General features: G+C 43.6%; 16 protein-coding genes. 3 read left to right on the plus strand and 13 right to left on the minus strand.

Going from position 1 to position 11,877, the window contains the following annotated elements:
• Window positions 1-7: 7 nt before the first annotated feature.
• The gene (locus tag AC2VE5_RS01855) at window positions 8-292 is read right to left on the minus strand and encodes a hypothetical protein (protein ID WP_486886084.1); all 285 of its coding nucleotides are present in this window, start codon (window positions 290-292) and stop codon (window positions 8-10) included.
• Window positions 293-537: 245 nt separating this feature from the next.
• On the opposite strand from AC2VE5_RS01855, the gene AC2VE5_RS01860 reads away from it, so the two are divergent.
• Window positions 538-1,167 (plus strand): amino acid permease, encoded by a 630-nt coding sequence (locus AC2VE5_RS01860; protein ID WP_486886085.1) that lies wholly within the window; start codon window positions 538-540, stop codon window positions 1,165-1,167.
• Between the two features lie 150 nt (window positions 1,168-1,317).
• Here AC2VE5_RS01860 and AC2VE5_RS01865 read toward each other — a convergent pair whose 3' ends face one another.
• The 3 genes from AC2VE5_RS01865 to AC2VE5_RS01875 all read right to left on the minus strand — a co-directional run bounded on the left by AC2VE5_RS01865 (window position 1,318) and on the right by AC2VE5_RS01875 (window position 3,214).
• Window positions 1,318-1,455, minus strand: coding sequence for a photosystem II reaction center protein K (locus AC2VE5_RS01865; protein WP_486886086.1), 138 nt, complete (start codon window positions 1,453-1,455; stop codon window positions 1,318-1,320).
• 71 nt (window positions 1,456-1,526) lie between these two features.
• Window positions 1,527-2,657, minus strand: a complete 1,131-nt coding sequence (tgt, locus tag AC2VE5_RS01870) for a tRNA guanosine(34) transglycosylase Tgt (RefSeq protein ID WP_486886087.1) — start codon at window positions 2,655-2,657, stop codon at window positions 1,527-1,529.
• 101 nt (window positions 2,658-2,758) lie between these two features.
• Window positions 2,759-3,214, minus strand: a complete 456-nt coding sequence (locus AC2VE5_RS01875; protein ID WP_486886088.1) for a hypothetical protein — start codon at window positions 3,212-3,214, stop codon at window positions 2,759-2,761.
• Window positions 3,215-3,581: 367 nt separating this feature from the next.
• On the opposite strand from AC2VE5_RS01875, the gene cobS reads away from it, so the two are divergent.
• Entirely contained in the window at window positions 3,582-4,355 is a 774-nt protein-coding gene (cobS, locus tag AC2VE5_RS01880; RefSeq protein WP_486886089.1) for an adenosylcobinamide-GDP ribazoletransferase, read from the plus strand.
• Window positions 4,356-4,368: 13 nt separating this feature from the next.
• On the opposite strand, the gene AC2VE5_RS01885 is transcribed toward cobS, so the two are convergent.
• The 3 genes from AC2VE5_RS01885 to AC2VE5_RS01895 form a co-directional block, all read right to left on the minus strand.
• Window positions 4,369-4,827 (minus strand): pre-peptidase C-terminal domain-containing protein, encoded by a 459-nt coding sequence (locus AC2VE5_RS01885; RefSeq protein WP_486886090.1) that lies wholly within the window; start codon window positions 4,825-4,827, stop codon window positions 4,369-4,371.
• Window positions 4,828-4,848: 21 nt separating this feature from the next.
• Window positions 4,849-5,529 carry a ComF family protein gene (locus AC2VE5_RS01890; protein WP_486886091.1) on the minus strand — a complete coding sequence of 227 codons (681 nt, stop codon included), beginning with the start codon at window positions 5,527-5,529 and terminating at the stop codon, window positions 4,849-4,851.
• A gap of 66 nt (window positions 5,530-5,595) precedes the next feature.
• The gene (locus AC2VE5_RS01895; protein ID WP_486886092.1) at window positions 5,596-5,829 is read right to left on the minus strand and encodes a hypothetical protein; all 234 of its coding nucleotides are present in this window, start codon (window positions 5,827-5,829) and stop codon (window positions 5,596-5,598) included.
• A 122-nt stretch (window positions 5,830-5,951) separates the two neighbouring features.
• Between AC2VE5_RS01895 and AC2VE5_RS01900 the strand changes: the two genes are divergently transcribed.
• Window positions 5,952-7,190, plus strand: a complete 1,239-nt coding sequence (locus AC2VE5_RS01900) for a bifunctional folylpolyglutamate synthase/dihydrofolate synthase (RefSeq protein ID WP_486886204.1) — start codon at window positions 5,952-5,954, stop codon at window positions 7,188-7,190.
• A 64-nt stretch (window positions 7,191-7,254) separates the two neighbouring features.
• Here the strand turns inward: AC2VE5_RS01900 and metK are convergent, their stop codons facing one another.
• From metK to AC2VE5_RS01930, 6 genes are all read right to left on the minus strand, one after another.
• Window positions 7,255-8,508, minus strand: a complete 1,254-nt coding sequence (gene metK, locus AC2VE5_RS01905) for a methionine adenosyltransferase (RefSeq protein WP_486886093.1) — start codon at window positions 8,506-8,508, stop codon at window positions 7,255-7,257.
• Window positions 8,509-8,621: 113 nt separating this feature from the next.
• Window positions 8,622-9,362: an HAD family hydrolase gene (locus tag AC2VE5_RS01910; protein WP_486886094.1), complete on the minus strand. Its 741-nt coding sequence runs from the start codon at window positions 9,360-9,362 to the stop codon at window positions 8,622-8,624.
• A 90-nt stretch (window positions 9,363-9,452) separates the two neighbouring features.
• A complete protein-coding gene (locus AC2VE5_RS01915) occupies window positions 9,453-10,628 on the minus strand; it encodes a 30S ribosomal protein S1 (RefSeq protein WP_486886095.1) in 1,176 nt (391 codons plus the stop codon).
• Window positions 10,629-10,687: 59 nt separating this feature from the next.
• Window positions 10,688-10,825 carry a hypothetical protein gene (locus AC2VE5_RS01920; protein ID WP_486886096.1) on the minus strand — a complete coding sequence of 46 codons (138 nt, stop codon included), beginning with the start codon at window positions 10,823-10,825 and terminating at the stop codon, window positions 10,688-10,690.
• A gap of 111 nt (window positions 10,826-10,936) precedes the next feature.
• Window positions 10,937-11,434, minus strand: a complete 498-nt coding sequence (nrdR, locus tag AC2VE5_RS01925) for a transcriptional regulator NrdR (RefSeq protein WP_486886097.1) — start codon at window positions 11,432-11,434, stop codon at window positions 10,937-10,939.
• A 188-nt stretch (window positions 11,435-11,622) separates the two neighbouring features.
• Window positions 11,623-11,721 (minus strand): photosystem II reaction center protein T, encoded by a 99-nt coding sequence (locus AC2VE5_RS01930; RefSeq protein WP_015188476.1) that lies wholly within the window; start codon window positions 11,719-11,721, stop codon window positions 11,623-11,625.
• Window positions 11,722-11,877: the final 156 nt, after the last annotated feature.

The raw sequence follows: 11,877 nt of genomic DNA on the forward strand, positions 1-11,877 counted from the left end.
TAATCAACTACAAAACAGAAAAATTAACAATGCAACAGAATGTACAATCTTCTGCACCAAGTAACGACTTAGATGCAAAAACAATGAGGCGAGCCATTACCTGAAAAGATGCCTTTTGGATTACGATTGGAGTATCAACATCAATTCTTTTCTCAATTGGGGCAATGGCGGCAACGGTGGGGACACCTTCACTAATTGTCTGGGCGTTTTCAACTTTGATTGGTTTTGTGCAATTGTTTTTGTACGCTGAGATTGCCGGGATATTTCCCAATAAATCGGGCTGAGCGTCCATTTATGGGGCTGTTGCTTGGTTGCGTTATGGCAAGATATTTGCTCCAATCAATGTTTGGTGTTATTGGTTAGCTTGGTCGCCAGTTTTGGCAATTGGAGCATCGATTTCGGGCAGCTATTTTGTTTCTGCTTTTTTAGCAAATACAGCATTTGCCAAGTTTTCTATTACTTTGCTCGATCTTTCCGCATTGTTGCCAGGGATCGCCTTCAAGCTCAACGCACCGATTTTAATTAGTGCAGCGGATTATGCTGATTACTTTTTATGTCCAACATACAGGCGTACTCAAAACAACCAGAACGCAGTTTGCCTTGGCACTGCTATCGCTAATTCCGATGCTGTTACTAGGAATCGTACCTATACTCACAGGTAAAATCAATTTTGCTAATTTCTTTCCCTTAATTCCTCAAGGTACAACCAGTTGGTTTAGCACTGAGTCCTTTACTTTGATGATGGGAGGAATGTTTATTGCCACCTGGATTACTTATAGTGCGGAGGCTGTTGTTTGTTATGTCAGCCGCGATGTTTTAGTAGCAGGAGTGAGGTTAGCAAGAGAAATTACCAAGCAGTCTGCGTTACAGCCTTGGATCGAGCAGGAATTAGCACCAGGAATAGAGGTTCAAAGCGATGCCCAGTTGGGCGAATATGTCCGGCGTAGCAGCAATACGGTTTATTATCCAGCCGGGACGACGTATCGCATAGGTAGCGATGACAATCTGATGGCAGTTGTTGATTCTAATTTGCGCGTGCGTGGAGTTAGCAACTTGCGAGTTGCCGATACTTCAGTTTTCCCAACAATGATTGGTGTCAATCCGTGCATTACTTGCATGATGGTTGGTGAAAAGTGCGCCGATTTGGTCAAGCAGTCGCAGAGATAGGCGGTTGCAGCAGTTTTCTATTTGAGCTATCCGATCGCATCATTTAATACGATGAATTGTTACGGTAGCTTTATTTATCCTTACTTCTAACTGCCAAAAAATAGGACAAGCGAGTAGCTTGTCCTATAAAACATTTATTAACTGAAAAAATTATCTAAAACCAACTGCTGCTTGCCAAACAAACGCCAGCAATAAGAAAAATACAGGAATAATTGGTAAAACGTCTACTAAAGGATTAAAAATCGCGTAGGCTTCTGGGAGTTTTGCGAGGATCAGTGCGGCTTCCATCTCTATGTATCTCTACTTGCAAGCTTTAAGAATTGAGATAAATTTTAACACGAAAGCGATTCCCAATTGAGCTACTCGCTTAATAAACTCTCCTCAATTTGCGGTGCAAGCCAGTGTTGAAAATCGGTAGTAAAGCGATCGCCTAATATACTGTCGCGAATTTTTTGGGTAAAGCCAATTAATTCAGTCACGTTGTGAATGCTGAGGAGAGTATAAGCCAGGATTTCTTGACTCCGCACTAAGTGGCACAAATAAGCGCGAGTAAAGTTTTGACAAGTGTAACAAGGACAAGTGGAGTCTAGAGGCGTAAAATCTTCTCTAAACTGGGCATTTTTAAGATTCCAGCGTTCTCCTTGAACTAATGCTGCCCCATGTCTTGCTAGCCGAGTAGGAATGACGCAATCAAATAAATCTATCCCCGATGCAACAGCTTGTGCCATTTCTCGGTAAGTCCCCACACCCATCAAATAACGGGGTTTATCTTCTGGCAACAGGGGAGTAGTTGCGGCGACAATTTTTGCAATTAATTCTGGTGGTTCCCCGACACTTACGCCACCAATCGCGTAGCCTGGTAAGTCATAGGCTGCTAAAGACTCTGCTGCCGCCGCCCGCAAATCTAAGTGGACTCCCCCTTGGACAATGCCAAACAAAGCTTGATCGGTACGCTCGTGGGCGACGATACATCGCTCCAACCACCGATTTGTCCGATTAGTCGCCGCAGCAATTTCGTCTTTAGTAGCTGGGTAGGGGGGACATTCATCAAATGCCATAATTACATCCGCACCCAAAATATTTTGCACTTTTATAGAAAATTCTGGAGTGAAGTTAATAATTTCTCCGCCATGAGGAGAACGAAATATTACACCTGCTTCAGAAATTTTCCGCATTTGGCTCAAGCTAAATACTTGAAAACCGCCGGAGTCAGTCAAAATTGGCTTTTGCCAATTCATAAACGAGTGCAACCCGCCAGCCTTGCCGACAATCGATTCGCCTGGTTGCAAATGTAAGTGGTAAGTATTGGCTAACACCATTTGCGCCCCCGTTGGCTCTAATTGCATTGGTGTTAGGGTTTTAACATTTGCTAAGGTCCCCACAGGCATAAATCGGGGAGTTTCTACTATGCCGTGAGGCGTTGAAAAAACACCTACTCGCGCTTGAGTCTGGCTGCATTTTGCCAAGACTTGATAAGAAAATTCTGACATTAAGGTAAAGAAAATTGCTTCATTCTTACCTCAGTGTAAGAGTAGATAACCCCTTGACCGTCTAAATAAGTTAGTTTCGCGGCAACGAATTGTTCAAGCTATCAAAAAGGGCAACTACCATCATCATCAATTTCTGCGTCCCACTTAGCTGATATTACTTGATCCATCATTGCTTCTAAGCTGCCAGCGTTCAAATTGCGCGTGACTCGCTCTTGCAATGGTGTCGAGAGAGGAATTAGTCGCAGACAAGCGCGATCGTCTTGGATCAGATCGAAGTAGGTTTCTTGTTCTGGTGACTGTTTTAGTTCTAGATAATCGAAACTATGGAGATTTAAATAAAGCGCATGATTGGCAATCAAAGTAGCCTGCTGGGGATTAGTAAATATCTCCATGACATCGCCTTCACCTTGGCTGGTTAACTTGCCTTCTTGAATATAGAGGTAGCGGACGCGCCCTAGATCGGCAAGCAGTCGCCCCATATCTATTTTGTTCGCAATGATGCCAGTATTGATAATGCACGGAGCAGGTAGCTGGGAGTCGGAGCGATAATTACTCATAAATTAAAACAACTTGTCGGCAGAACTGGTCTAGGGTTGAAATTGAAATCGGGTTAGAGCTTGGTAAAGGATGTTTGCTGGATTTTTGCGAGTTGGGCTTGCTATTTCTCCACATTACAAAAATTTTGCGGTTAATTAAGACTAAAACTTTTACAAGCTCGATCTAAGGCTAAGAGTTAGCTGGCAAACAAGATTAATGTAATTACAAAAAGTTACAGTTAAAAAGAAGCCTACGACACAATATTATCTCAAGTTTTTTACTTTGCTCGTGCTTGCAACTAGCAAAATAGTTGAAAAGGCGATCGCGACTGAACTAAGTATACAATTTGCTACTCAAATAATTTTTATACCAAGCAAAAAACTCTCTATGCAAACAAATCAACGTTGCTGGTGGAAACAGTTGGGCTTAGAAATAACGGCGGCAATTACCTTTTATACCTGCATTCCTATACCCCTCAACAACTTAGAATTTCAGCGCGTAGCTTGTTTTGCGCCGCTAATTGGGCTAATTATTGGCGCAATTTTGGGTTTACTCGATTTTGGACTGCACTTAATTGGGGTTCCTGTATTGACAAGTAGTGCTTTGGTAGTTAGTTTTTGGATTTTCCTAACAGGAGGGCTGCATTTAGACGGGGTAATGGATGCGGCGGATGGATTGGCAGTCCAAGACCCACAAAAGCGGCTGGAGGTGATGGTAGATAGCGCTACGGGGGCTTTTGGAGCAATGGCAGCGATCACTTTACTACTAATTAAAACCGCGACTTTGGCAGATTTGACTAGCGATCGCTGGTTAATACTGGCGATCGCCTGTGGATGGGGAAGATGGGGACAACAACTTGCGATCGTTCGTTATCCCTACCTCAAACCAACAGGCAAAGGTAAGTTTCACCAAGATGCTATCAGTTCTTACTGGGATTTGTTACCAGGATTGATATTAATGTTGAGTTTAAGTGCGGTATCGGTTTTGCTAGATAAAGCTAACCTGAAGTTAGCTTTGCTTGCAGTTATCGGCGGTATAGCAATTACTTTTATAACTGGTGCGTGGTTCAATCAACAGCTAGGAGGACATACTGGCGACACTTATGGGGCAGTTGTCGAATGGACGGAAGCATTTTTACTATGCTTATTGACTGTTGGCTAAACCTGGTATTCAATCAAGTTGGGCGCAGGCGAGTTACTTTTAGCCTAAAACTTCCTATTCCCGTTTCGCCAAAAGCTCGAACGCGCACTACATAAGTCTTTGTTTCGGCGATTCGGGTAAATAATAGCGCATTAGTAGTGCCGTCTGGTCCATCGTCATTTTCAGAAATAGTCGTCCCATCGGTCGATAACAGGGCTACCATCGCATCAAAGCTATCAGAAGTTAAATCAATGGCTACATTGTCACCTTTGTTGAGCTTTACTAAATAATCGCGGGCAAATCCCCCTAGTCCTGTCGGGATGTCCTTTTCTGTGAGTTTGTCTACAACTTCATTACTAGGAGGCAAAGCAATAGGGTTGTAAAGCTTGCTTTGAGCCATCGCCGAATATACTACACCAATACCAAAGGTTAGTAAGGTTGAGGGAATTATGAGTAGATGCTTTAACTTAATTGCCCAGACTTTGCCGATCATTCACCGTTGCTCAAATACAATTCATGCTTCATTATGCCTTTGGCTAGTGGCGATCGCTACCATTCCATATACGCCAATTCCTTCTTGTTGTAATGCTTGAGCCGCAAAGCGGGTAGTTGCTCCGGTGGTATAAATATCATCTACTAACAGTACAGGATGTGCTGGACGGTGGGAGCAAAACTCTTTTCCTAGGGCAAAAGCTTTACTTAAGTTGCGATCGCGCTGCTGGGGAGATAATAAAAATTGCGCTTCAGTATCTTTTTGGCGTTTTAAGCCTAATGGTTTTAGTTTTAAGCCTGTAAAACTACAAAAATGTCCTGCGATCAACTCTGCTTGATTGTAGCCGCGCTGTTTTTGTCTATTGGCGTGCAAAGGAATCGGCACAACGATTACTTGAGAATTAGCGAGGGGCGAATTTAACCAAGCTTCCCCTAACCAAAGTCCTAAAGGACGAGCTAGTTGCGGTTGATTTTCGTACTTAAGAGCAGCGATCGCTCGTTTGAGCGTACCATGATAATTTCCCCAAACAAATACTGGTATTTGTTGCTGTTCGAGCTTGTTGGGGTGCGCTAACTGACATCTTTGTAGTTGTCTTGTGCAGTCTAAGCAAAATTCTGTTTTAGTAGAGCGATCGCATAGCGGACAACGGCACTCTAAAAATAAGTTTAATAATCCTTGGATATTTCTAGTCCAACTCAACATTATTAATTGCCGCTAAAGAAAGGTGTTGCCCAAATAGTACAACACCTAAAACTTAAAGATTGAGTTTTACATTTTGCCTTTCTGCATCACTTCTTGCAGGTGGTGACGAATTTCCTGGGCTTGCTGCATATCTTGCTGCTGTAACTTCCTAAACAATTCCACGCAGGGTTGCGATTGCAGTTCTTCAGCGTCTTGAATGTAAGTTTCGTAAGCTTTAAGGGCTTCAGCTTTGTGCTTCAACACTGTCAGCAAATCGTATTCGAGATTGCTCATGGCACGTTTATTTTCGGTAGCTTGCATAGAATTCCTCTCTAACAGAACTACTATACTTTTATCGCGATCGCCGAAGGACAATTCATCTGTCCAAAAGCGTATAAGTTTAAGTTACCGTTGATACAGAAAAATTCTTTTTATTTGTGGCTGTGGATATTGACTCTATACTGAAACCATTTCAAAGGTTTGGCGTTCATCTTGGCTTAGAGAGAATCGAACAACTACTAGCTAATTTGGGCAACCCACACGAACAAGTCCCGACCATTCACGTAGGGGGAACTAATGGCAAAGGTTCGGTATGTGCCTATTTATCCTCAATTTTGACTCAGGCAGGTTACAAAGTAGGACGCTATACATCGCCGCACTTAATAGATTGGAACGAACGTATTTGCCTAGACGAGCAACCAATTTCTCTAGAGGCATTGCAAAGCTTGCTACTACAAGTTCAAAACGCTATAAATCCAGCTACAGAATCTCCAACCCAGTTTGAAGTAATTACGGCGGCGGCTTGGTTGTACTTTGCTCAAAACAAGGTAGATATTGCTGTAGTGGAAGTAGGGTTAGGGGGAAGGCTAGATGCTACTAATATTTGTCTCCCAATAGTTTCGGTAATTACGTCTATTAGCCGCGAACACTGGCAGCAATTAGGCTCAACGCTGGCGGAAATTGCTAGAGAAAAGGCGGGAATTATTAAGCCCGGTTGCCCGGTAGTAAGGGGGCAATTACCCCCAGAGGCAGAAAATGTAGTGCGATCGCGGATTGCTCAATTAAACTGCCCCTCTGTAGTAGTAGAATCTGCTTTTGAACTACCAAATCGCCAGCAAAGATCGGCAAGCTATCAAGGTATAGAGTACCCCTTACCTTTGCTTGGCAAAATGCAGCTAAGTAACTCAGCAATAGCCATTGCTACTATCCAAATTCTGCAACAACAGGGCTGGCAAATTCCTCTAGATGCGATCGCCTCTGGAATGGCAAAAACTCGCTGGCTTGGTCGTCTCCAGTGGGTAAAGTATGGCGATTTCACTTTGCTAATTGACGGCGCTCATAATCCGGCGGCGGCTCAAGCTTTACGTCAGTACGCAGACACCTTAGAAAGCCCTGTAACGTGGGTAATGGGGATGTTGACGACAAAAGACCATGCAGAGATTTTTGCTGCCTTGCTGCGCCCTGGAGACCGCTTGCACCTAGTTCCTGTCCCCGATCGTAGCAGCGCCGATCCCACGAATTTAGCTACTTTGGCTCAAAATATTTGCCCCAACTTAGCTGTTTGTAAGGCTTACTTAGGCTTAAATTCTGCTTTAAATGCAGTAAAGAGCGATCGCTTGATTATTTTGTGCGGTTCGCTGTATTTAGTTGGGCATTTTTTAAAATCTTTGCCATACCCATAAAAAAAGGATAAACCTTTTGAGTTTATCCTTTAACTTCTCTGTAACTACGTCGCTCTAATTTCAACTACACAGAAGCTGATTGAGTTAAGGCGGCGCTTAATAGTTCCGCTTTATCCGTTTGTTCCCAAGGCAAATCTAAATCGGTACGTCCAAAGTGACCGTAAGCCGCAACATCCTGGTAAAAACGTCCACCACGTTCCCCAGGAAGCTGACGCAGGTTGAAAGCATGGATAATTCCCAATGGACGCAGTTCAAAATGTTCTTTGACTAATTCCAATAAGCGATCGTCGTCTACTTTGCCTGTACCAAAAGTCTCTACCAAAATGCTCACAGGTCTTGCTACACCAATAGCGTAACTTAGCTGCACTTCGCACTTCTCGGCTAACCCCGCCGCGACAATATTTTTAGCAACATAGCGGCAAGCATAAGCAGCGCTGCGGTCTACTTTTGTGGGATCTTTGCCAGAAAATGCCCCGCCACCATGGCGCGAGTAACCGCCGTAGGTATCGACAATGATCTTGCGTCCTGTTAGCCCAGAATCCCCTTGAGGACCGCCAATAACAAACTTTCCAGTAGGATTAACCAAAAAGCGAGTTTCTGGGTCTGGTTGGATGTCACAGTCAGCAAATACAGGCTGGATTACTAATGCCCAAAGGTCTTCTTTAATTTTTGCCTGAACTGCCTCTTGCTCTGTAATATTGCCGATACTTGCAGTGTGCTGGGTAGAAATCAAAATCGTGTCAATAGCTACAGGCTTACCATCCTCGTAGGCAACTGTTACTTGAGTTTTGCCATCAGGACGCAGGTAGGGCAATTGACCAGTTTTCCTTACAGCAGCTAGGCGACGAGCAACCCGTTGAGCGAGACTGATAGGTAAAGGCATCAATTCTGGAGTTTCATTGCAAGCAAAACCAAACATCAAACCTTGATCGCCTGCACCAACAGCATCAAATTGTTCTTCGCTATCTTGTTGGCGACTTTCTTGAGCAGTGTTTACGCCTTGAGCAATATCGGCAGACTGTTCGTCTATTGCTACCAAAACCGAGCAGCTATTGGAGCAAAAGCCGTTATCGGCTTCTGTATAGCCAATGTCAGCAATCTTTTTCCGAGCTAGATCTACATAATTTACTTGAGCCTTACTGGTAATCTCACCAGTTATTAGAACTAAACCCGTATTAACAACAACTTCGGCGGCAACGCGACTACTAGGGTCTTGTGCAAGCAACGCATCTAAAATAGTGTCAGAAATTTGATCGCAGATTTTGTCAGGATGACCTTCAGTTACAGATTCCGAAGTAAACAGATAGCGACGAGACAAAGGCATTTCCTCCTGGGTGGTTGGCAGCGAATTATGTAAGTAAAATTTTGGCTATTATATCTTTCTACTATTACTATATGTCCACCTTTGGACAGAAGAAATTTGTAGCTTCTTTAAGGCTTTACGCCAAGTTTAATTTCTTCCAAATGAGAAATCGTTACATCTGCTGATTTTAAGTGTGTAGCAGTTTGGTTCCAGCAAATACCAATACACCCGGCGGCTCCGGCTTTACGCGCCATTTCTATATCGCCGATAGAATCTCCCACCATTAAAGTTTGGCTTGGTTCTACCTTTAGATTTTGGCAAGCTTGAAGAAATAATGCCGGATTGGGTTTGCTCAATCCTCCAACGCTAACCCCCATCTGCAAGCCAATGTAGTCGCTCAACTGATGGGTTTGGACAAAGGTGCGGACTCGCTCGGTAGAGGCGGCGGAAAGAATACCTAGTTTTAAGCCAGCTTGCGATAGGTACTGCAACACTTCTAAGCTACCCACAAATAAAGGAGAAGGAGCATTCCCCATATAGCTATCAGCCTCTGTAAAAGCACGACGCGCCAAGTCTAAAGATTCCAGCCAGCCAATACCTGTTTCAGCGATATAGGCAGCCGCAGCTATTTCAGATTCGTGGCGGCTGGCGACGGCTAATAGTCCGGTAGGATCGAGAGTATTGCCATTGATGCCAAATGCCATCAATAGCGGCTCCCCCGTACCGGGAACTTGGGCATCGATGATGCGCGAGTACTTTTGTCCTAAGCTGCGTAAATAAGCTTCCGAATCTTCTAACGTGCCATCTTTGTCGAAGATAATTGCTTCAATGTCAGTAAATGTAAGGTTTTTGCATTGAATAGTTGCCAAAAAATCTTTCTCCCCAAATTGTGCTGCAAACGTTAAAAAGCGGGAAATTTCCCGCTTTTTAAGATTTAAATTTGGCTAATAATAGCCAATTTAAACTTCTTCCGCTGCGGACGGGATATCTTCGTCTACTACTGCCGAAACTTCCTCAGTAGCTGAAGGAATATCTTCTTCCGTTGCAGACGGGATATCTTCGTCTACTACCGCCGAAACTTCCTCAGTAGCTGAAGGAATATCTTCTTCCATTGCAGACGGGATATCTTCGTCTACTACCGCCGAAACTTCTTCGGTGGCGGTGGGGATATCTTCTTCCATTGCAGATGGTATATCTTCTTCAGATAATTCGTCTTCTGTAACCGTAATGCCTTGCTGCTTAGCAAGCATTTGTTCGCGATACTTAGCGGCCATTTCTTCGGCGCTATCAAAGACCAACTGCCGATCTTTAATCATATCGCCAGGTTCTGGCTCTAGCTGCTTGGTTGATAAAGAAATCCGTCCTCTTTCGGCATCCAAGTCAATAATCATGACTTTCAATTCATCGTTGACGTTGAATACACTATGAGGAGTATCAATATGGTCGTGAGAAATTTCGGAAATGTGCAATAGTCCGCTTACGCCACCAATATCAATAAAAGCACCGTAAGGCTTAATGCCGCGTACAGTTCCAATTACAACCTCGCCCACTTCCAAACGATTCATCTTGCGCTCAACTAAGGCGCGACGATGACTGAGGACTAGACGGTTGCGATCTTCATCTACTTCTAAAAATTTTAATGGTAATTCTTCGCCTAATAAGTCTTCTTTAGGTTTGCGAGTGCTGATGTGAGAGCCAGGAATAAACCCGCGCAAGCCTTCAATTCTCACCAAAGCTCCGCCGCGATTTGTGGCAAAAACCCCTGATCGCACGGTAGCATCCTCAGTTTGCAATTGTCTAACTCGCTCCCAAGCCCGCATATACTCGATGCGCCGAATGGAGAGGGTTAGCTGTCCGTCTTCGTTTTCATCGGTAAGAATGAAAAATTCCCGTGTTTCGTTGGATTGTAATACTTCTTCCGGGGCATCTACCCGGTTAATTGACATTTCCTGAATCGGAATATAAGCTGCGGTTTTAGCACCAATATCAATCAGAGCGCCCCTCGGCTCGATACTAAATACTGTACCTGCCACAACATCACCTGGGCTAAAGTGATAGTCATACTTGTCGAGCAGTGCAGCAAAATCGTCGTGAGTAAAGCCAATATCTAATGTAGTTTGTTTCTGATTGACCATGCTAATTTTTCCTGATGTTAGTCTCCGTAGTTTTTTGCCTCCTACGATGCACCTGCACGCTAGTGGTAGCGGCAATTTACACCTAAACCTCGCACTTTTGCTAGTTGCTGAGGACGAGGATTTCCAAAGGTCGATTTGACGATTCCGATGGTAATGAACGGCGATCGCCTGAAAACATTTTTGCGATTTCCTTTCATTCTCATCCTAGCTTAGGACTAAGTAATTCAAGGGCGCTATTAGTATTCAGACCCACTATTATACCTGAGCTAAGGGCTGCAAATTCCTTTAATAATATAAATAAGTGACTTTTAGCCAAGGGCTGCGATCGTGAGAATTTCTTGATTAGGCTCTTGGGGGCAATTGGTCAAGTCGTCTAAAGTTTCTACAAAGTCGCGAATATTTTTAAATTGGCGATAGACGGAAGCAAACCGTACGTAGGCAACTTCGCTAATTGCTTTTAATTGTTCTAAAACCAAATCGCCAATTTCTAAGCTTGTAACTTCGCGGACGGTGCGCTGTTGCAATTGGGATTCAATTTCATCGACAATCGCCTCTAATTTGAGGTAAGGAATTCCGGTTTTTTGGCAAGCGCGAATTATGCCCCGCAGTATTTTAGATCGATCGAACAATTCGCGATCGCCATTTTGTTTAATTACCGTGATTGGCACAAATTCTATCCGCTCGTAAGTTGTAAACCGTCGCAAACAACTCAAACATTCCCGCCGCCGCCGGATACTTTGCCCAGCTTCCGTGGCGCGGGACTCTAGCACTCTATTATCTGGATGCTGGCAAAAAGGGCATTGCATAACGGCAACGGGATAAGCAAGTTAAATAGTTAAATTTTCTGTTCGCAACTGAGCGATAGTTACCTAATTTCTTTGATTTGAGGATGGAAAACTTGGCTAGAAGTTCAAAAACCGCAAAATCCAGTGCTACAAATTAAATCGTAGCACCGGATTTGTAGCCAGTAGTAGTTTTAAGCAAACATTGTTGTTTACTTCTTCTGAATCCGGGGTGGTTCCCGAAAAGCGATCGCAAAAAACAAAGTCCCAATGGCAAGAGCCAGAATCAAAATGTAAGCAACGCTTTCCATGTGACGAATCCTAAATTAGTTACTTATATACTGATAGTTTACCAAGCAAAAGAAAAGAACGGCTAAGCAATCTATCTGTAATTGTTACTTACATAATTGTTTAACCGTTCTTAACATAACCGCAAGCAAAATTTATTTTTTTGCTATTGGCTCAAA

This window comes from Aliterella sp. E5.1, from assembly GCF_057473825.1.

What these genes read in the sequence shown, in the direction of transcription:
- AC2VE5_RS01860 (WP_486886085.1), top strand. Translation starts at nt 538, where the DNA reads ATGCTGATTACTTTTTATGTCCAACATACAGGCGTACTCAAAACAACC.
- AC2VE5_RS01915 (WP_486886095.1), bottom strand. Translation starts at nt 10,628, where the DNA reads ATGGTCAATCAGAAACAAACTACATTAGATATTGGCTTTACTCACGAC.
- AC2VE5_RS01920 (WP_486886096.1), bottom strand. Translation starts at nt 10,825, where the DNA reads ATGAAAGGAAATCGCAAAAATGTTTTCAGGCGATCGCCGTTCATTACC.
- AC2VE5_RS01895 (WP_486886092.1), bottom strand. Translation starts at nt 5,829, where the DNA reads ATGCAAGCTACCGAAAATAAACGTGCCATGAGCAATCTCGAATACGAT.
- AC2VE5_RS01865 (WP_486886086.1), bottom strand. Translation starts at nt 1,455, where the DNA reads ATGGAAGCCGCACTGATCCTCGCAAAACTCCCAGAAGCCTACGCGATT.
- AC2VE5_RS01930 (WP_015188476.1), bottom strand. Translation starts at nt 11,721, where the DNA reads ATGGAAAGCGTTGCTTACATTTTGATTCTGGCTCTTGCCATTGGGACT.
- tgt (WP_486886087.1), bottom strand. Translation starts at nt 2,657, where the DNA reads ATGTCAGAATTTTCTTATCAAGTCTTGGCAAAATGCAGCCAGACTCAA.
- AC2VE5_RS01875 (WP_486886088.1), bottom strand. Translation starts at nt 3,214, where the DNA reads ATGAGTAATTATCGCTCCGACTCCCAGCTACCTGCTCCGTGCATTATC.
- cobS (WP_486886089.1), top strand. Translation starts at nt 3,582, where the DNA reads ATGCAAACAAATCAACGTTGCTGGTGGAAACAGTTGGGCTTAGAAATA.
- AC2VE5_RS01855 (WP_486886084.1), bottom strand. Translation starts at nt 292, where the DNA reads ATGGACGCTCAGCCCGATTTATTGGGAAATATCCCGGCAATCTCAGCG.
- nrdR (WP_486886097.1), bottom strand. Translation starts at nt 11,434, where the DNA reads ATGCAATGCCCTTTTTGCCAGCATCCAGATAATAGAGTGCTAGAGTCC.
- AC2VE5_RS01890 (WP_486886091.1), bottom strand. Translation starts at nt 5,529, where the DNA reads ATGTTGAGTTGGACTAGAAATATCCAAGGATTATTAAACTTATTTTTA.
- AC2VE5_RS01885 (WP_486886090.1), bottom strand. Translation starts at nt 4,827, where the DNA reads ATGATCGGCAAAGTCTGGGCAATTAAGTTAAAGCATCTACTCATAATT.